This is a genomic window from Streptomyces sp. NPDC012769, from assembly GCF_042901205.1.
Lineage (GTDB): Bacteria > Actinomycetota > Actinomycetes > Streptomycetales > Streptomycetaceae > Streptomyces.
The window spans coordinates 787,170-804,703 of record NZ_JBIBCP010000001.1 but is presented as its reverse complement, the minus strand read 5'-3'; the positions used below and the strand labels follow the sequence as shown (position 1 = coordinate 804,703).

At 74.3% G+C, this 17,534-nt stretch carries 17 protein-coding genes; 10 read left to right on the top strand and 7 right to left on the bottom strand.

The genetic code is table 11. The features are described from left to right. Positions 1–36 precede the first annotated feature (36 nt). Positions 37–1,521, top strand: a complete 1,485-nt coding sequence (locus tag ACFY7C_RS03745; RefSeq protein ID WP_389643180.1) for an SDR family NAD(P)-dependent oxidoreductase — start codon at positions 37–39, stop codon at positions 1,519–1,521. Between the two features lie 286 nt (positions 1,522–1,807). After that, the gene (locus ACFY7C_RS03740) at positions 1,808–1,978 is read left to right on the top strand and encodes a hypothetical protein (protein ID WP_356693713.1); all 171 of its coding nucleotides are present in this window, start codon (positions 1,808–1,810) and stop codon (positions 1,976–1,978) included. 104 nt (positions 1,979–2,082) lie between these two features. On the opposite strand, the gene ACFY7C_RS03735 is transcribed toward ACFY7C_RS03740, so the two are convergent. The 4 genes from ACFY7C_RS03735 to ACFY7C_RS03720 all read right to left on the bottom strand — a co-directional run bounded on the left by ACFY7C_RS03735 (position 2,083) and on the right by ACFY7C_RS03720 (position 5,256). Then, positions 2,083–3,492 (bottom strand): lipase maturation factor family protein, encoded by a 1,410-nt coding sequence (locus ACFY7C_RS03735; RefSeq protein ID WP_389643178.1) that lies wholly within the window; start codon positions 3,490–3,492, stop codon positions 2,083–2,085. A 24-nt stretch (positions 3,493–3,516) separates the two neighbouring features. Next, on the bottom strand, positions 3,517–3,681 hold the full coding sequence (locus ACFY7C_RS03730; RefSeq protein WP_352079320.1) for a hypothetical protein: 165 nt from the start codon (positions 3,679–3,681) through the stop codon (positions 3,517–3,519). 106 nt (positions 3,682–3,787) lie between these two features. Beyond that, on the bottom strand, positions 3,788–4,360 hold the full coding sequence (locus tag ACFY7C_RS03725; RefSeq protein ID WP_389643175.1) for a DUF1990 family protein: 573 nt from the start codon (positions 4,358–4,360) through the stop codon (positions 3,788–3,790). Beyond that, a complete protein-coding gene (locus ACFY7C_RS03720; RefSeq protein WP_389643173.1) occupies positions 4,357–5,256 on the bottom strand; it encodes a YndJ family protein in 900 nt (299 codons plus the stop codon). The genes ACFY7C_RS03725 and ACFY7C_RS03720 overlap by 4 nt, the downstream gene beginning before the upstream one ends. 204 nt (positions 5,257–5,460) lie before the next feature. On the opposite strand from ACFY7C_RS03720, the gene ACFY7C_RS03715 reads away from it, so the two are divergent. The 7 genes from ACFY7C_RS03715 (at position 5,461) to ACFY7C_RS03685 (ending at position 14,352) form a co-directional block, all read left to right on the top strand. Further along, positions 5,461–6,618, top strand: coding sequence for a DUF6777 domain-containing protein (locus tag ACFY7C_RS03715; RefSeq protein WP_389643171.1), 1,158 nt, complete (start codon positions 5,461–5,463; stop codon positions 6,616–6,618). A gap of 192 nt (positions 6,619–6,810) precedes the next feature. Continuing rightward, on the top strand, positions 6,811–8,799 hold the full coding sequence (locus tag ACFY7C_RS03710) for a SpoIIE family protein phosphatase (RefSeq protein WP_389645939.1): 1,989 nt from the start codon (positions 6,811–6,813) through the stop codon (positions 8,797–8,799). A 466-nt stretch (positions 8,800–9,265) separates the two neighbouring features. Then, positions 9,266–10,126, top strand: a complete 861-nt coding sequence (locus ACFY7C_RS03705; protein ID WP_389643169.1) for an Fpg/Nei family DNA glycosylase — start codon at positions 9,266–9,268, stop codon at positions 10,124–10,126. Between the two features lie 24 nt (positions 10,127–10,150). Then, positions 10,151–10,915, top strand: coding sequence for a LytR/AlgR family response regulator transcription factor (locus ACFY7C_RS03700; RefSeq protein WP_389643165.1), 765 nt, complete (start codon positions 10,151–10,153; stop codon positions 10,913–10,915). A gap of 77 nt (positions 10,916–10,992) precedes the next feature. Beyond that, the gene (locus ACFY7C_RS03695) at positions 10,993–11,367 is read left to right on the top strand and encodes a hypothetical protein (protein ID WP_389643162.1); all 375 of its coding nucleotides are present in this window, start codon (positions 10,993–10,995) and stop codon (positions 11,365–11,367) included. Between the two features lie 25 nt (positions 11,368–11,392). Then, positions 11,393–13,138 carry a cation acetate symporter gene (locus ACFY7C_RS03690; RefSeq protein WP_389643159.1) on the top strand — a complete coding sequence of 582 codons (1,746 nt, stop codon included), beginning with the start codon at positions 11,393–11,395 and terminating at the stop codon, positions 13,136–13,138. Continuing rightward, positions 13,135–14,352 carry a sensor histidine kinase gene (locus ACFY7C_RS03685; protein ID WP_389643157.1) on the top strand — a complete coding sequence of 406 codons (1,218 nt, stop codon included), beginning with the start codon at positions 13,135–13,137 and terminating at the stop codon, positions 14,350–14,352. The genes ACFY7C_RS03690 and ACFY7C_RS03685 overlap by 4 nt, the downstream gene beginning before the upstream one ends. A gap of 62 nt (positions 14,353–14,414) precedes the next feature. On the opposite strand, the gene ACFY7C_RS03680 is transcribed toward ACFY7C_RS03685, so the two are convergent. The 3 genes from ACFY7C_RS03680 to ACFY7C_RS03670 all read right to left on the bottom strand — a co-directional run bounded on the left by ACFY7C_RS03680 (position 14,415) and on the right by ACFY7C_RS03670 (position 16,067). Further along, positions 14,415–14,855: a hypothetical protein gene (locus tag ACFY7C_RS03680; RefSeq protein WP_389643154.1), complete on the bottom strand. Its 441-nt coding sequence runs from the start codon at positions 14,853–14,855 to the stop codon at positions 14,415–14,417. Between the two features lie 208 nt (positions 14,856–15,063). Continuing rightward, positions 15,064–15,477, bottom strand: a complete 414-nt coding sequence (locus tag ACFY7C_RS03675) for a PaaI family thioesterase (RefSeq protein ID WP_389643152.1) — start codon at positions 15,475–15,477, stop codon at positions 15,064–15,066. Between the two features lie 5 nt (positions 15,478–15,482). Continuing rightward, complete coding sequence (locus ACFY7C_RS03670) at positions 15,483–16,067, bottom strand: sigma-70 family RNA polymerase sigma factor (RefSeq protein ID WP_389643149.1); 585 nt, start codon at positions 16,065–16,067, stop codon at positions 15,483–15,485. A gap of 241 nt (positions 16,068–16,308) precedes the next feature. On the opposite strand from ACFY7C_RS03670, the gene ACFY7C_RS03665 reads away from it, so the two are divergent. After that, a complete protein-coding gene (locus ACFY7C_RS03665) occupies positions 16,309–17,499 on the top strand; it encodes a CapA family protein (RefSeq protein WP_389643146.1) in 1,191 nt (396 codons plus the stop codon). Positions 17,500–17,534 lie beyond the last annotated feature (35 nt).

The following is a 17,534-nucleotide window of genomic DNA, read 5'->3' as shown; positions in this document are numbered from 1 at the left end:
ACTGCAGGCGCGAGCGATCGAGGAACGACGAAGGCCATGACGGTGACTGAAGAGACCCAGGATCACGGGCCGGGCATCGACCCCGAGCGCCTGGCCGTCTGCCTGAGCGTGCTCGACGAGCTCGACAAGCTGGAGGTCGACCACCCGGACGCGATCGCCGTCCGCCGCGCCACCGCCGGCATCTACCGGACGGTGAAGCAGCGCCGCCGCCAGGAGCGCCGGGCCGCGAAGACCGCCCACGACAAGGCGGTCACCGAAGCCACGGCGACCGGCTCCGCCCAGCGCATCGACGACGAGACCGAGGGCCTCCTGCCCTCGTCCGTCACCGAGGAGGGCCGGATCGCCGGCATACTCCAGCGCCCCCGCTCCTGCTACGTCTGCAAGACGCGGTACGTCGAGGTCGACTACTTCTACCACCAGCTCTGCCAGGGGTGCGCCGCCGAGAACCGGATGCGGCGCGACGCCCGCGCCGACCTCAGCGGCAAGCGCGCCCTGCTCACTGGCGGCCGCGCCAAGATCGGCATGTACATCGCGCTGCGGCTGCTCCGCGACGGCGCGCACACCACCATCACCACCCGCTTCCCCAAGGACGCCATCCGCCGTTTCAAGGCGATGGAGGACTCCGCGGACTGGATGCACCGCCTGGAGGTCGTCGGCATCGACCTGCGCGACCCCGCCCAGGCCGTGGCCCTCGCCGACCAGGTCGCCGAGGCCGGGCCGCTCGACATCCTGGTGAACAACGCGACGCAGACCGTGCGCCGGCTGCCCACCGCGTACGCCGCCCTGGTCGAGGGCGAGAACGCCCCGCTGCCCGCCGGCGAGCTGCCCTCCCACCACGTCATCGGCGCCTTCAACTCCGGCGCCGTCGGCGAGCTCGTCGGACCGGCCGGACTGCCGGCCGGCGTCAGCGGCCTCGACGCGCAGGCGGTCGCCGACCTGGCCCTGGTCGCGGGCAACGCCAGTGTCGCCCGGCACCTCGACGGCACCGCCATCGACGCGGGCGGCCTGGTGCCGGACGTCGTCGAGACCAACACCTGGGTGCAGACCATCGAGCAGATCTCCCCGGTGGAGCTGCTCGAGACGCAGCTGTGCAACTACACGGCGCCGTTCATCCTCATCAGCAAGCTGCGGCCGGCGATGGCCGAGGCCGCGGCGAAGGCGGCCAGCCGCCGCGCGTACGTCGTCAACGTCTCCGCGATGGAGGGCGTCTTCGGCCGCGGCTACAAGGGCGCCGGCCACCCGAACACCAACGCGGCCAAGGCCGCGATCAACATGGTGACGCGGACCAGCGCCCAGGAGATGTTCCAGACCGACGGCATCCTCATGACCTCCGTCGACACGGGCTGGATCACCGACGAGCGCCCCCACTTCGACAAGCTGCGCCTCGCCGAGGAGGGCTTCCACGCCCCGCTCGACCTGGTCGACGGCGCGGCCCGGGTCTACGACCCGATCGTCCGCGGCGAGCAGGGCGAGGACCTGTACGGCGTGTTCCTCAAGGACTACGCCCCCGGGAACTGGTGATCCGACCGCTGACAAGGCGCCCGAAATGATCGATGATCGGGCGTCTGAGCTCGGCAAACGGGCCAACGTCACCCGATCGCGTCACACTTTTGCGCCCCATAGAGCGCTGACGCGCTCATCTGGTTAGTCTGATGTCCACGGTCGGCCACCGGGGTTTCACCGAACCCTCACGGCCGGCCAGGGGACAGGCCTTCCGACCAAGGCCGCGGTCCCGCCCGCAGAACGGCGCCACCGCGACCGAACGGCCTTTCGTCCCCCATTGGTACGCGACACAAAGGAGTGCGCGGTGACCCCAGAACTGACCAAGCAGGAGCAGCCTCCGGCCGAACCGACCGAGCGTCCGCGCCGGTCCGGAGAACTCGGCAGCCTCGAAGTGTGGGCCCGTTCGGCCCCGATCCGGCTCGCCGGCTACGAGGACGACCTCGCCGAGCCCCACATCCTGCCCGGCATCGACTGAGTCTCGCTGCCGCCCCTCCCGTGCCCCCGGCCGATTCCTCGGCCGGGGGCACGGGTGTGTGCGGGACGGCATCCCGCCAGGACACCCCTGGGGCGGGTCGTCGGTCAGTCGCGCAGCCGGACCGGTGGCATGTACTCCCTCAGCAGCGTGCGGTGCCACCACGCCCCGGTCGCCCGCAGCTCACGCCAGGTGGTGAACCGGTAGCGGTAGAGCCGTGCCCGTACGTGGGTCGGCGGCGCGTCCGGGAACGGGTTGTGCCGCAGCAGCCGCAGGGTGTCGCGGTCCCCGGCGAGCAGCCGCTCGACGAACGGGCCGAACCAGTCGCGGGCGTAGGCGGGGGAGAGCGCCGCGAACCACATCAGCCAGTCGAGCCGCAGATGGTACGGGGCGAACTGGCGCGGCAGCCGTCGCGGGTCGCCCGGCTTGCCCTTGAAGCCGTACTCCTTCCACTCGGTGCCCGGGCGCGGATCCGGGTCGTCCGTGCCCTCGATCACGATCTCGTCCCGCACCCGGCCGACCGTGCCGAAGGCGCCGTAGGTGTTGACCAGGTGCAGCGGGTCGTACGAGCGGTTCATCGCCTGCCGCCGGGAGAGCAGGTTGCGGGCCGGCTGCCAGCTGCGGAAGAGGATCAGGGCGGTGGCGGCGCACACCACGACCACGTACCAGAGCGGCGCCTCGGGCTGCGGATGGTCGCCCACGAGGAGCGAGCCGTCGACGGCCGAGAGCGCGAGCACGATGGTCAGCCAGTTCAGCCAGGCGAAGTTGCCGGAGACGACCAGCCAGAGCTGGGTCACGATCATCAGGCCCGCCGCGGCCGTGGCCACCGGCTGCGGGGCGAAGAGCAGCACGGGCACGCCGAGCTGGACGACGTGGTTGGCGGCGCACTCGGCCTTGTGCAGCGGGCCGGGCAGACGGTGGAAGAACCAGCTCAGCGGGCCGGGCATCGGCTGGGTCTCGTGATGGTGGTGGAGGCAGGTCAGGTCCCGCCAGCAGCGGTCGCCGCGGATCTTGATGAGCCCGGCGCCGAACTCCACCCGGAACAGCAGCCAGCGCAGCAGGAACAGGACGAGGACGGGCGGGCCGGTGTCGTCGTTGCCGAGCAGGACGGCGAGGAAACCGGTCTCCAGGAGCAGCGACTCCCAGCCGAAGGAGTACCAGGTCTGCCCCACGTTCACGATCGACAGGTACATCGCCCAGATCAGCAGCCACAGCAGCATCGACACGGGCAGCGGCACCGCGTCGCCCGCGCCCGCCACCAGCGCCAGGGCGAGGGCGGCGCCGCTCCACGCGACCGTCGCGAAGAGCCGGTCGGAATACCGCCACTGGAACAGGCTGGGGGCGCGCCGCGCCGGGACGGCACGCACGAAGTCCGGCACCGGCAGCATGCCGCGCTCGCCGATCAGGGCCCGGAACTGGAGCGCGGCCGAGACGAACGCGACCAGGTACAGTCCGGCGAGTCCCCGCTGGAAGACGATCCGGCTCAGCCAGTGGTCAGGGGCGGTGAACCACTCCATGGCGTCCGCGTCCGGCGCGGGGCGTCAGCGCTTCTCGTCGTCCGTCGCCGTGCGCTCACCCTCCGCCTGGGACGGGGTCGTGCGGGTCACCATGGGATGGATGTGCGCCTTCTGCTGCGCGTCCATGTCCTCGTCGAGGCGCTCGCCCTCGGCCTGCGAGGGGCTGGTGTACTCGTCGTACTGGCTCATGGCCGCCTCCTTCAAGGAGTACGCGGGAGTACAGAAGGAGCGTAACTCTCATCGGCGCGAGCCGCGTCGGCCCGAGTCCCCTCGCCCGAGTCGCGTGGCCCGAGTCTCATCGGCCCCGCGTCCCGTGCTCCGCGACGAGGGCGGCCAGGGAGCGGCCCAGGCGGCGGGCGTAGGCGTGCTGGAGGGCGCGGACGACCGGTCCGCCGAGCCGGGTGTACCAGGCGGCGGCGCGGCTGAACGCGGTGACCGTGAACCAGACCGTGCCGTCCTCGTGCAGGTCGACGACGAAGGACTCCTCGCCGCGTTCGGGGTGGCCGGCCCGGGTTCCGTAGGCGAAGCCGGTGACGCTGTCCGTGTACGCCGTCCATATCACCTGGCAGGGGGCGGTGAACCGGAGCCGGCCGAGGCCCATCGAGACCTCCAGGGTGACGCCCGGTTCGGCGCGCCCGGCCGTGCTGTCCACCCGGGCGCCGGTCGCGCGGTGCATCGCCCAGGTGGTGACGGCGGCGCCGGCGGCCGCGTAGGCCTCCCGGCCGTGGCCGACCCGGACGGTGTGGTGGAGGTGGTGGTATCCGGCGGGCAGCGGGCCAGTGCGGGTGGCGCCGACCTCGGGGTAGTTCGGCCCGGCGGCCGGGCGGGTGCCGAGGGTGTCCGAGAGGCTGCGGACGAGACGGGTCATGCCGGGAGCTCCGTTCGGTGGGCGGTGTCGGGAGTCGTGACGGGAGTGGCGGACGCGACGGCGGTACGGGGCCGGGGCCGGGCCCGCAGGCGGTGCCAGGCGAGCAGCGAGCAGAGCGCGAAGCCGATCGCGTTGCCCAGGCCGTGGGTGGCGGCCATCCACGCGAGGCTCGGGTGCGGAAGCCCGGTGGCCTCGCCGACGGCCCAGCTGAGGGCGAGGAGCATGGTGGCGACCAGGACGGCCGCCGAGACCCCGAGCAGGGCGCGGGTGACCGGGTCGGGCGCGGCGGGACGAAGTTCGCGCCAGGTGGTGAGGCCGACGGCCCACATGCCGGCGGTGAGGACGAGGGCCCCGGCCAGTTCGGCCCAGTCGTCGACGAAGTAGCCGAGCAGGACGAGCAGGGTGCCGAGCGGGACGCTGAGCGCCGCGAACCGGGTCGCGGGGCCTTCGGCCGTACGGCAGACGAGGCCCGCGACCAGGGCGGCGGCGAAGCCCGCGAAGTGGAAGTGGGGCACGGTCAGGGCGAGGATGTCGAGCGCGAAGCCGAACAGCTCGTGCCCGGCGCGTTCGGCGACCAGGGCGACGCCCGCGACGGCCGGTGTGGCGAGGGCGGTGAGCACCGCCACCTCCGCCGGAGCCAGGGATCTGGTGAGCGCGAGGCGGGCGGGGGCGTGCAGTGCGAGGGCCAGGGTGGCGAGGGCGTAGCACCCGGCCAGGACGGCGGCGAGCGGGGAGCGGGGGAGCCAGAGGGAGACCGCGCCGGGGAGGGCGAGCAGCGGCCAGGCGCGGCCGAGGAGCCGCAGGCCGGCCGGCTGGGGGCCGTCGACGAGCCGGAGCCCGGCGGGGACCACGACCAGCATCCCCAGCATGACGATCGTTCCGACGAGCACGGACATGACACGCCCCCCTGTCGAACCTCTGTTGAACACGTTCAACCCTTTCGGGGGTGAGCCTAGAGCCTTCCTTGAACGCGTTCAAGGGTGGGGTCGCTGTCCGGGCGACGACGGGCCGAACCGGATGGACGCGCCCCGATTGCGAGCCCCACCGCCCTGCGGCAGACATGAAGGAACGACTCGGGGCGAAACAGGCGGGAGACCCAGGTGCGCGACGCATTCCGACGATGGCCCTCGCGGTCCGCTGCCGGCGCGATCACCGCGCTGGCCTCGGCCCTGCTGCTCGCCGGCTGCTCCTCCGGCCAGCCCGGGGAACCGGGCGCGCAGCAGACCGCCGCCGCGGCCGCCGTCCGCGAGGTGCTGCTCCAGCCGGCCGCGTCGCAGGGCCCCGCCCCCTTCACCCCCTCCACCACACGGGAGGGCGCCCCCGCGAACCCGGGCGCGCCGCCCGCCACCGGCGTCGGCGACCCGGCACCCGCCGGCCGCGCGCTCACCGGCGCCACTCCCGGCCTCTACGGCGGCACCCGCTCCGTCGCCAGCTGCGACGTCGAGCAGCAGATCGCCTTCCTCACCGCCGACCAGGGCCGGGCCCGCGCCTTCGCCGAGGCCGCCGGCATCCCCGAGAGCAACATCGCCGGCTGGCTGCGCGGCCTCACCCCGGTCCTGCTGCGCGCCGACACCAGGGTCACCAACCACGGCTTCCGCGACGGCGGACCGACCGCCTTCCAGTCCGTCCTCCAGGCCGGTACGGCCGTCCTCGTCGACCCGTACGGGACTCCCCGGGTCCGCTGCGCCTGCGGCAACCCGCTGCGCTCCCCGGCCCCCGCCCAGGGCGCCGCGCACGCCGGGAAACCCTGGCGGGGCTACCGCCCCGACCGGGTCGTCGCCATCACCCCGACCACCACCGTCGTCACCCGCCTGGTGATCGCGAACAACCCCGACAACACCTGGATCGAGCGGAAGACCGGCACCGACGGCGACCAGGACCGCCGGCCGGACGTCCTGCCGCCCTGCGCCCCCGCCTCCTGCGACCTCGTCGCCGCCCCGCCCGCGCCGCTGCCGGACGCCCCCGCCCCACAGCCCCCCACCACGCCGACCACCCCCACCACGCCCACGGACCCGACGGCCCCCTCCGACCCCACGGAGCCCTCGGTGCCCGAGTCCCCCGGCCTGCCCCTCCCCGACGCACCGGAGGACGGCGGCACCGCACCGGTCCCCGACGAACCGGTGATGCCGGACGTCCCCGACGCGCCCGTGCCGCCCGACGGGCCCCAGGACCAGCCGCCGCAGGAGCCGCCGCCCTCCTTCGAGGAGCTGTTCCCGGACGAGACCGCGCCGCAGCAGCCCGAGACCTTCGAGGGCTGAAGGAGGCGCCGTGGACGCGTTGTTGCCAAGCTGTTGCCGATCTTCGCCGTGCGTGGCGGCGGGGCTGCGCCTAGCGTGGCCCCCATGAACGCGGGCAGAGGGGGCGGGGAGGCGGCCGAGCGGTGCCGTTGCGCGGCGGGGACGGACGAACCGGCCTGCTGCTTCCTCCATGAGTTCGGCCGGGAATTCCGGATGGGCAGCTTCGACTGGGACCTGGTCACCGGCCGGATGATCATGGACGAGGGCGCCCTGAACGTCTTCGACATGGCACCCGGCGAGTACGACGGCGACCCCGCGACCCTCGGCTCGCGCGTCCTGTCCGACGAGGGCCGCCGCCTCGACGCCCTGGTAGCCCAGGCGCTCAAGGACGGCAGCGAACGCTACGGCGCCTACTTCCGCATCCGCACCCGCGCCGGCGTCCAGCGCTGGACGCACACCCAGGGCCTCGTACGGCGCGACGAGGAGGGCCGTCCCGTCCGCATCGTCGGTGTCGTCCGCGACGCCTCCGAGGAGCTCACCGAGTCCGCCGCACGCCTCGGCCTCGACGAGGGCCGCCGGCAGCGCACCAGCGTCGTCGAGGGCATGACCGCCGCCCTCGCCCACGCCCGCACCGTCCAGGACATCATCGACCTGCTCAACGACTCCCAGGGGCTGGAGCACTTCGGCGCCGCCAGCCTCGTCATGGGCCTCCTGGAGGCCGGGCGCATCCACCTCGTCGCCGAAGGCCCCGACGGCGCGTTCGTCCCCGGCACCCGCTTCACCCGGGTGGACGAGCCGTACCCGATGAGCGAGGTCATCCGCACCCTGCGCCCCCGCTTCATCGAGTCCCCGGAGGACTTCGCCGCCTCCTACCCGATCCTGTGGCCCCACATCAGCGGACTCGGCATCACCTCCGCCGTCTACCTCCCACTGATCGCCCAGGCGCGCCCCATAGGCGCCCTCGGCCTGCTCTACAGCGACCGGACCGGCTTCAGCGCCGACGAACGCAACCTGCTCGTCGCCCTCGGCAGCTCCATCGCCCAGAGCCTCCAGCGCGCCATGCTGTACGAGCAGGAGCACGACCTCGCCGAGGGCCTGCAGCAGGCGATGCTGCCCCGCCGCATCCCCGACGTGCCCGGCACCCAGATAGCGGTCCGCTACCGCTCCGCCCGGCTCGGCCGCGACATCGGCGGCGACTGGTACGACATCATCCCGCTCCCCGGGGGCCGCGTCGGCGCCGTCATCGGGGACGTCCAGGGCCACGACACCCACGCCTCCGCCGTCATGGGCCAGCTGCGGATCGTGCTGCGCGCCTACGCGGCCGAGGGCCACACTCCCGCCACGGTCATGGCCCGCGCCTCCGTCTTCCTCCACGAGCTCGACACCGAGCGCTTCGCGACCTGCACCTACGCGGAGGCCGACCCCGCCACCGGACTCGTCCAGATCGTCCGCGCCGGCCACGTCGACCCGCTCGTCCAGGACCCCGACGGCACCGCGCACCGGATCCCCGTGGAGGGCGGCCTCCCGCTCGGCCTCTCCGCCGAGTTCGGCCGTCTCGACTACCCGGTCACCACCGTCGAGCTCGACCCCGGGCACACGCTCATCCTGTACACCGACGGACTGGTCGAGAAGCCGGGCGCCGACCTCGACGAGGGCCTCCAGTGGCTGTCCTCGCTGGTCAAACGCGGCCCGCGGGACCTCGCCCAGCTCGCCGACCACCTCTGTGAGGTCGTCGACGAACGCGGCGGCGAGGACGACGTGGCCGTCCTGCTGCTGCGCCGCGAGGGCGCCCACCCGCCGCAGTCCGGCGGCCGCCTCCAGCAGCACGTGGGCCAGAACGACCCCGAGGCGCTCCGCTCCGCCCGCCACATGATCCGGGCCGCCGTCCGGGCGTGGGGCGCGGGCAGCCGCTCCGACGAGATCGAGCTGGTCGCCGACGAACTGACCACCAACGCCCTGATGCACACCGACGGCGGCGCCATCGTGACCCTCCGCATGCTCGGCGGCCCCGACCGCCGCCTCCGCGTCGAGGTCGAGGACCGCTCCAGCGCCCTCCCCCGCCGCCGCGAAGCCGGCGAGTCGGGCGTCTCGGGCCGCGGCCTGCTGCTCGTGGACCGCATCTCCGACGTATGGGGCGTGGAGCCCCGCGGCAGCGGCAAATGCGTCTGGTGCGAGTTCACGACGGAGCCCCCGGGATCCTGAACGCCGAGCCCTGCCGGGCGGGACCCCGCCGGTGGCGCGGACCCCAGCCGGTGAACCGCTGGACCTGCCCAGCCCGTAACGGCCGCCCGGCATGCTTCCGCCCGGCGGCTGGACCCGCCGGTGGGGGAAGCCGGTGGATCCGGCGCCGTTCGAACGCCGCCCCGGCGCCGGTCCTGCCCGGCTGTCGGGGCAGCCACGCTCGCCGTGGCCTCCCGGGCCCGGGGGCCGCCGTCCGGTCGTCGTCTTCGGGTGGCCCGCCGGGCATCGAGGGCTGCCCGCCCAGCGGCCGGCCCGGCCGGCCTGGAGCGTCGCCGTCCGGCAGCCGCCGCGCACCCGCGCTTCCGGCGCTGCGCGCCCGCCGGCCCGGCTCCCCCCCTGCCCCACCCTCCGCGGCGCGCCCGCCGGCCCGGCGCGCCGGTCCGTCCTCCGCCGCGCGCACGCCCCGTCCGTGCGGCAGGCTGTTGGCATGCCCGAGCTGCCCGAGGTCGAAGCACTCCGCGCGTTTCTGGACGAGCACCTCGTGGGCAAGGAGATCGCCCACGTGCTGCCCGTCGCGATCAGCGTGCTCAAGACGTACGACCCTCCGCTGAGCGCCCTCGACGGGACGCGGGTCGACGGGGTCGCCCGGCACGGGAAGTTCCTCGACATCGAGGCGGGCGGACTGCGTCTGCTGGTGCACCTCGCCCGGGCCGGGTGGCTGCACTGGAAGGACGTGCTGCCCTCCGGGCCGCCGCGGCCCGGCAAGGGCCCGCTGGCGCTGCGGGTCGCGCTCACCGGCGGCGACGGCTTCGACCTCACCGAGGCCGGCACCACCAAACGCCTCGCCGTCCACCTCGTCCGGGACCCCGCCGAGGTGCCCGGCGTGGCCCGGCTCGGTCCCGACCCGCTCGCCGAGGACTTCGACCTCGCCGCCTTCACCGCCCTGCTCGCCGGCGAACGGCGCCAGATCAAGGGCGCCCTGCGCGACCAGAGCCTCATCGCCGGCATCGGCAACGCCTACAGCGACGAGATCCTGCACGCCGCGAAGATGTCCCCGTTCAAACCGACGCAGAACCTCACCGAGGAGGAGACCGCCGCCCTCTACACGGCGCTGCGCACCACCCTCACCGACGCCGTCGAACGCTCCCACGGCCTCGCCGCCGGCCGGCTCAAGGCCGAGAAGAAGAGCGGCCTCAGGGTCCACGGCCGCACCGGCGAACCCTGCCCGGTGTGCGGCGACACCATCCGCGAGGTCTCCTTCAGCGACTCCTCCCTCCAGTACTGCCCCACCTGCCAGACCGGCGGCAAGCCGCTCGCCGACCGCCGTCTTTCCAAGCTGCTGAAATAGACCCCCGCGCATAGACTCCCGCGCATGCTGCGCGTACTGGCCGTCGACGACGAGGCGCCGGCCCTCGGGGAACTGCTCTACCTGCTGCGGGCCGACCCACGGGTGCGCAGCGCCGAGGGCGCCGGGGACGCCACCGAGGCGCTGCGCCGGATCGGCCGCGCCCTGGAGGCCGGCCCCGACGGCGACGAGGGCGTCGACGTCGTCTTCCTGGACATCCACATGCCCGGACTCGGCGGCCTCGACCTGGCCCGCCTGCTCGGAGGCTTCGCCCGGCCGCCGCTGATCGTGTTCGTCACCGCCCACGAGGGCTTCGCCGTCCAGGCCTTCGACCTGGAGGCCGTCGACTACGTGCTCAAGCCCGTCCGCCGCGAACGCCTCGCCGAGGCCGTGCGCCGCGCCCACGACCTGGTCCACGCGCAGGCCCACGCCGCCACCGTCCACCCCGCGCCCGCGCCCGCCGAGCAGATCCCGGTCGAGCTCGGCGGCGTCACCCGCTTCGTGTCCGTCGACGACATCGCGTACGTGGAGGCGCACGGCGACTACGCCCGCCTGCACACCGACCACGGCAGCCACCTCGTCCGCATCCCGCTCTCCACCCTCGAGGAACGCTGGGCCGCCCGCGGCTTCGTCCGCATCCACCGCAGCCACCTCGTCGCCCTGGCCCGCATCGACGAACTCCGCCTCGACGGCGGCGCGACCACCGTCCGGGTCGGACACGCCGAACTCGCCGTGTCCCGGCGCCACGCCCGCCAGCTGCGCGACCTGCTGCTCCGCCGCGCCGGCGGGTGACCGGCGGCCCCTACCGGGCCCGCGCCCCTTCCACGTACACTCCACGGGCCCACCGGACCGTGAGAGAGCGGACGCCCATGTCCGAGGACCCCCAGCGCCGACCGCGGCGCGAGACCGTCACGTACGCGACGGCCCTGGGCGGCGGCCCCCTGCCCCGGCCGCGGCCCCATCACGCGCCCGCCCGCTCCGAGATCAGCGAGCAGACCACCCTCGGCCACACCTACGTCCGCTCCCTGATGCGCAGCCAGCTGCGGGCCGCCCTCACCGGCCTCGGCGCCCTCGCCCTGCTCGTCGGCTCCCTGCCGCTGCTGCTCGCCCTGCCCGCCCCCGAGGCCGTCGTCTGGGGCGTGCTCGGCGTCGGCGTGCACCCGGTCGTCTGGGCCGTCGCCCACTGGTACGTGCGCCGCGCCGAACGGAACGAACGCGACTTCACCGGCCTCGTCGAACGGTGACCGGCCGCACCAGGGGCACGGCCCGATGAACCAGACCCACGCCGTCGCGGCCGTCACCGCCGTCGTCCTCGCCACCGTCCTCATCGGCGGACTCGGCCTGCGGATCTCCCGCACCACCTCCGACTTCTACGTGGCCTCCCGCACCGTCGGCCCCCGCCTCAACGCGGCCGCCATCAGCGGCGAGTACCTCTCCGCCGCGTCCTTCCTCGGCATCGCCGGGCTCGTCCTCGTCCAGGGCCCCGACATGCTCTGGTACCCGGTCGGCTACACCGCCGGCTACCTCGTCCTGCTGCTCCTCGTCGCCGCCCCGCTGCGCCGCTCCGGCGCGTACACGCTCTCCGACTTCGCCGAGGCCCGGCTCGCGTCCCCGCCCGCCCGCCGCGTCGCCAGCCTCTTCGTCGTCGGCATCGGCTGGCTCTACCTGCTGCCCCAGCTCCAGGGCGCCGGGCTCACCCTGGAGATCCTCACCGGCGCCCCCGACTGGGTCGGCGGACTCCTCGTCGCCCTCGTCGTCACCGGCATCGTCGCCGCCGGCGGCATGCGCAGCATCACCTTCGTCCAGGCCTTCCAGTACTGGCTCAAGCTCACCGCCCTCCTCGTCCCGGCCCTCTTCCTCGTCGCCGCCTGGTACGGGGACGGCGCCCCGCGCGCCCGCTTCGACGCCCCCGCCGCCTTCCGGGACCACACCGCCGTCCGGGTCGCCGAGACGGTACGGATCGAGGTCGACGCACCGCTGACGCTCAACCTCACCGGACGCGTCGACGGCCGGGCGTACGAGCACGCCGATGTCACCCTCGCCCCGGGCACCCACCGCGTCGAGGGCGGCACCGAACTCGCCTTCCCCGCCGGCGCGCCCGTCCCCGAGAGGTCCGCCACCGGCTCCGACCCGCTCGGCTGGTCCCAGCCGCTCGCCGGCGGCCGCGACGGCCACCAGCTGTACGCGACCTACGGGCTGATCCTCGCCACCTTCCTCGGCACCATGGGCCTGCCGCACGTCGCCGTCCGCTTCTACACCAGCCCGCACGGCCGGGCGGCCCGCCGCACCACGCTCGTGGTGCTCGGCCTGGTCGGCGTGTTCTACCTGCTGCCTCCGCTCTACGGCGCGCTCGGCCGGATCTACGCCCCCGAACTCGCCCTGACCGGGGCCGCCGACGCCGCCGTGCTCGTCCTGCCGGAGCGGATGCTCGGCGGTCTCCCCGGCGACCTGCTGGGGGCGCTCCTCGCGGGCGGCGCCTTCGCGGCCTTCCTGTCGACAGCCTCGGGCCTGACCATGTCCGTCGCCGGCGTCCTCGCCCAGGACGTGCTGCCCTCCCGGGGCGCCCGGCACTTCCGGCTCGACTTCCGGCTCGCGAGCCTGCTCGCCACCGCCGTCCCGCTGAGCGCCGGGATCGTCGCGTCGAAGGTGCCGGTCGCCGACGCCGTCGGCCTGGCCTTCGCCGTGTCCGCGTCCTCGTTCTGCCCGCTGCTCGTCCTCGGCATCTGGTGGCGGCGGCTCACCCCGCCCGGCGCCGTCGCCGGACTCCTGCTGGGCGGCGGCTCGGCACTGGCCGCCGTCATGGCGACCCGGGCCGGGCTGCCGCCGCAGGGCTGGCCGCACACCCTGATGGCCTGGCCGGCCGTCTGGTCGGTGCCGCTCGGCTTCCTCACCATGATCCTCGTGTCCCTCGCCACCCCCCGCAGCATCCCGGCCGGAACGCCGGCGATCCTGGCCCGGCTGCACCTGCCCGAGGAGATCAGCGGCAAGGCCCTCCCCACGGGCGGTGAACGATGACCGGCATCGAGCTGGCCGCCGCCGGCGCCGTCGGGGCGGTGCTGCTCGCCGCCGGGTTCGTCCTCGGCCGCCTCGCCGCCCGCCGGGGCCGCCGCTCCGCCGACCTCGACCTCGGCACCCCTGTCGAGAGGGCCACCTTCCACACCCTGCACACCGCCTCGCTCGCCGCACCCCCGCTGCGCGCCGGGCTCACCGAGGACACCGCGCGGAAGGCCGCGGGCCGGCTGCGGTCCCTGCTCGGCACCGAGGCACTGTGCCTCACCGACCGGAGCACGGTCCTCGCCTGGGACGGACCCGGCGAGGCGCACCACCGCGACCGGGTCATGGAGCTCGTCGCCGAGACCCTCGCCTCGGGGCGCAGCCGGTCCGCCCACACCGGGTGCGACGGAGACCGCGCCGACGCCGAGTGCCCGCTGCGCTGGGCGGTGGTCGCCCCGCTGACCGGCGAGGACGGGGTGCTCGGCGCCCTCGTCGCGTACGGGGCACGGGAGTCGGCCGTGCTGGTGCGGGCGGCGACGGAGGTGGCCCGCTGGGTCTCGGTCCAGCTGGAGCTCGCGGAGCTGGACCGCTCCCGCACCCGGATCGTCGAGGCCGAGATCCGTGCCCTGCGCGCCCAGATCTCCCCGCACTTCATCTTCAACTCGCTCGCCGCGATCGCCTCGTTCGTCCGCACCGACCCCGAGCGGGCCCGCGAACTGCTCCTGGAGTTCGCCGACTTCACCCGCTACTCGTTCCGCCGCCACGGTGACTTCGCCCAGCTCGCCGACGAACTGCGGGCCATCGAGCAGTATCTCGCGCTGGCCGGGGCCCGGTTCGGCGACCGGCTCACGGTGACCCTGCGGATCGCCCCCGAGGTGCTGCCGGTGACCCTGCCGTTCCTCTGTCTCCAGCCGCTGGTGGAGAACGCGGTCAAGCACGGCCTGGAGGATTCCGCCGGCGGCTGCCGGGTGGTGATCGCGGCCCGTGACGCGGGCGCCGAGGCCGTCGTCACCATCGAGGACGACGGGGTGGGCATGGATCCCGAGGCGCTCCGCGCGATCCTGCGCGGCGAACGGCCCCCGTCCTCCGGCCTCGGACTGTCCAACGTCGACGAACGGCTGCGTCAGGTGTACGGGCCGGAGCACGGCCTCGTCATCGAGACCGGGATCGGCGCGGGCATGAAGGTGACGGTACGGATCCCCAAGTACCGCCCCGGCGTGCACCCGACCGGCTGAGCGAGGCGGCCCACCGCCGGCCCGTCAGCTCACCGCCGGCTCGTCAGCCCGCCGTCGGCCCGTCAGCACAGGTGCAGCGCGAGATGGCTCAGGGCCACACCGACCTGCCAGGCGGGCAGCCACACCTGCCGCTCCTCGTCGACGCCGCCGAGCCCGGTGAGCCCGGCCAGGTCCGCGGCCCGCAGCTCGGTCGCCCGCAGCCGCAGCCAGGTGTTCCGGGCCAGGGCGAGATCGGGTCCGTCCGCCGCCTCGTCGAGCCGGGTGGTCACCCAGGCGGACCAGGGGTGGTCGTGGGCGGTCCGCCGCAGCCAGGCGCCGGTCCCGGCGCCGGAGAGCAGGATCGTGAGGGCCAGGGTCTGCGTCCCGGCCCGGAACTCCAGCGAACCGGGCCCGGCGAGCCCGCTCGTCCGCATCACATCGTCGGCGACGTACTCGGCGCACAGCCAGTCCATGGGGACGGCGAGCCCGCCTCCGCCGGCGCCGTTCGTGCTTTCGGGCAGCACCGCTTCCACCTTCTCCCGGACGTGTCCTGGACGAGACCCCGGTGACGAGCCTCCTCCGAGAAGGGCGTGCGCGGGGCGCATTCGCTCAACTCGCCCGGGTGGATTCGGACACGGGCTGCCCGTGCATCGATGCAGGTGGGAGCCGTGTGACGACGGTGAAGCCCAGGGGCGCGCGGGGCGGTTCCGGCCCGGGTGGCGCGTGGCCGGGTCAGCCCAGGAGCGCGTACACCGCCGTGGCGTGGGCGGCGGTCTCCTCCGAGCCCTCGGCCGTCATCGTGATGTCCGCGAAGGCCATCCGCTTCCCCGCCTTGGTGAGCCGCGCCCGCACCAGGACGTCGGCGCCGACCACCGCGCGCTGGAAGCTGATCGACTGCTGGACCGTGGTCATCGGGACGAAGCCGCCGCGGGCGGCGGCCACCGCGATCACCGTCGCCGTGTCGGCCGCGGCCATCAGCGCCTGACCGGAGAGCCCGCCGCCCTCCCGTGCGAGTCGGTCGGACCAGGGGAGCCTGAGGACGGCCTCCTGGCCGTCGACGGAGTCCACGGAGAGCCCCAGGTCGAGCACCCAGGGGGCGAAGTTGTCGGAGAGGACCTTTTCGGCGGCGGCGAGAGTCAGCGTCACGACGGTCATTGTGGGGTGGCGGCGGTGTGCCGGGCAACGGCCGTGCGGCGCGGTGGCCGGTAGCCGGGGAGCCGGTGGCCGAGCTGGCGCAGCGCGTAGTGGGAGCGGGACTTGACGGTGCCGGCCGGGATGCCGAGGTCGGCGGCGGCCTCGTTGACGGTCAGGCCGTGGAAGTAGAGCCGGACCAGGACCGCGCGGTGCTCCGGGCTGAGGCCCCGGACCGCGGCCCGGACGTCGAGCGCCGCGTCGCGTGACTCGGTGGTGTCGGCCGGGGCGGCGGTGACCGCGAGCATCCCGTCGCCGATCTCGGTGGGCCGGGAGAGCCGGGCGCGGCGGGCGTCGATGGCGAGCCGCCGGGCCACGGTGAACAGCCAGGGCCGCATCGACTCGTACGAGGAGTCGAAGGCCTCCGGGTGCAGCCAGGCCCTGACCAGGGTCTCCTGCGCCAGGTCCTCGGCGCGCTGCCGGTCGCCGTGGGTGAGGCCGAGGAGGAAGGCGAGCAGGGCCTTGCCGTGCTCGCGCTGGAGTGCCTTCAGGGTCCGCTCGTCGGTGGTCTCCGTCGGCCTCGGTGCCGTCGCTGCCGTTGTCATGACGCCGTATACGAACGCATTCGGGCGCCGGTGGACAGGGAACGGGCGGATCTCTGCGACGAACGGTCGCATCGAGCGGTGAACGGTACGGCGAGCGGTCAGGGCGCCGGTGGCCGGAATCCTTGCGTCCGATTCAGCGGGGTTTGTGGATGTCTGCGGCATTGACCCTTGACTGCGGCCTTCGTCCGCTGTGAATTCGGGGGAACAGATGTTCATCCCATGAATCAGCGGAGTTCGGCAGATGACCCCACGCACCAGATCCGGCGCGGCGGCCCTCGCCGCCGTCCTGCTCGCCGCGGCCACCGGCTGCGCCGCCGCGGACCGTACGGCCCCGGCCCCGGCGGCCCCGAGCAAGGCGCCGCACCGCCCCGCCGCGCCCGGGGGAGCGTCCGCGCCGGCCCCCTTCACCCTCATCGCCTCCGGAGACGTCCTCCCGCACGCCTCGATCATCCGCCAGGCCGCCGCCGACGGCGGCGGCACGGGCTACGACTTCCGGCCCATGCTCTCCGGGGTCCGGCCGGTCGTCTCCGGCGCCGACCTGGCGATCTGCCACATGGAGACCGTCTATGGCAAGCCCGGCGGCCCCTACACCGGTTACCCCGCCTTCAAGTCGCCGCCCGAGATCGCCCGGGCGCTCAAGGAGACCGGCTACGACTCCTGCTCCACCGCCTCCAACCACACCCTGGACGACGGCGCCGCGGGACTGGGCCGCACCCTCGACGCCCTCGACCAGGCCGGCGTCCGGCATGCCGGCTCCGCCCGCACCGCCGAGGAGGCGGCCCGGCCCACCCTGCTCAAGGCGGGCGGCGCGACCGTGGCCCAGCTGGCCTACACCTACGGCACCAACGGCTATCCGCTGCCCGAGGGGCAGCCGTGGGCCGTCAACCTCATCGACGAGCAGAGGATCGTCGCCGACGCGCGGGCCGCCCGCAAGGCCGGCGCCGACGTGGTGGTCGTCTCCGTCCACTGGGGCACCGAGTGGCAGACCGCCCCCGACGAGCGCCAGCTCACCCTCGGCCGGGCCCTCACCGCCTCGCACACCGGCGGCCGCCCCGACATCGACCTCGTCCTCGGCACCCACGCCCACGTCCCGCAGGCGTACGAGAAGGTCAACGGCACCTGGGTCGTCTACGGCATGGGCGACCAGATCGCCGGCGACATGATCAACTACGCGGGTTCCTACGACCGCCGCGGCAACCAGGGCACCCTGGCCCGCTTCACCTTCGCCCCGCCCACCGCACCCGGCGGCCGGTGGGAGGTGGCCAAGGCGGAGTTCGTCCCCCAGTACTTCGACACCGGACGCGGACGCGTGGTGAACCTCAACACCGCCATCAAGCAGGGCGAGAGCCACTACACCGAGATCCGCGACACCATCCGCGAGGTCGTCGAGGGCCGGGGCGCCGCCGCTGACGGTCTCGTCATGGGGGAGTAGCGCGCCCTATCGGCTCATCAGGTGCATTCCGGCGG

Excerpts from the sequence above, each read along its gene's own strand:
- ACFY7C_RS03730 (WP_352079320.1), bottom strand. The coding sequence starts at position 3,681 with ATGAGCCAGTACGACGAGTACACCAGCCCCTCGCAGGCCGAGGGCGAG.
- ACFY7C_RS03725 (WP_389643175.1), bottom strand. The coding sequence starts at position 4,360 with ATGACCCGTCTCGTCCGCAGCCTCTCGGACACCCTCGGCACCCGCCCG.
- ACFY7C_RS03690 (WP_389643159.1), top strand. The coding sequence starts at position 11,393 with ATGAACCAGACCCACGCCGTCGCGGCCGTCACCGCCGTCGTCCTCGCC.
- ACFY7C_RS03670 (WP_389643149.1), bottom strand. The coding sequence starts at position 16,067 with ATGACAACGGCAGCGACGGCACCGAGGCCGACGGAGACCACCGACGAG.
- ACFY7C_RS03735 (WP_389643178.1), bottom strand. The coding sequence starts at position 3,492 with ATGGAGTGGTTCACCGCCCCTGACCACTGGCTGAGCCGGATCGTCTTC.
- ACFY7C_RS03685 (WP_389643157.1), top strand. The coding sequence starts at position 13,135 with ATGACCGGCATCGAGCTGGCCGCCGCCGGCGCCGTCGGGGCGGTGCTG.
- ACFY7C_RS03705 (WP_389643169.1), top strand. The coding sequence starts at position 9,266 with ATGCCCGAGCTGCCCGAGGTCGAAGCACTCCGCGCGTTTCTGGACGAG.
- ACFY7C_RS03720 (WP_389643173.1), bottom strand. The coding sequence starts at position 5,256 with ATGTCCGTGCTCGTCGGAACGATCGTCATGCTGGGGATGCTGGTCGTG.
- ACFY7C_RS03700 (WP_389643165.1), top strand. The coding sequence starts at position 10,151 with ATGCTGCGCGTACTGGCCGTCGACGACGAGGCGCCGGCCCTCGGGGAA.
- ACFY7C_RS03745 (WP_389643180.1), top strand. The coding sequence starts at position 37 with ATGACGGTGACTGAAGAGACCCAGGATCACGGGCCGGGCATCGACCCC.
- ACFY7C_RS03710 (WP_389645939.1), top strand. The coding sequence starts at position 6,811 with ATGGGCAGCTTCGACTGGGACCTGGTCACCGGCCGGATGATCATGGAC.
- ACFY7C_RS03695 (WP_389643162.1), top strand. The coding sequence starts at position 10,993 with ATGTCCGAGGACCCCCAGCGCCGACCGCGGCGCGAGACCGTCACGTAC.
- ACFY7C_RS03665 (WP_389643146.1), top strand. The coding sequence starts at position 16,309 with ATGACCCCACGCACCAGATCCGGCGCGGCGGCCCTCGCCGCCGTCCTG.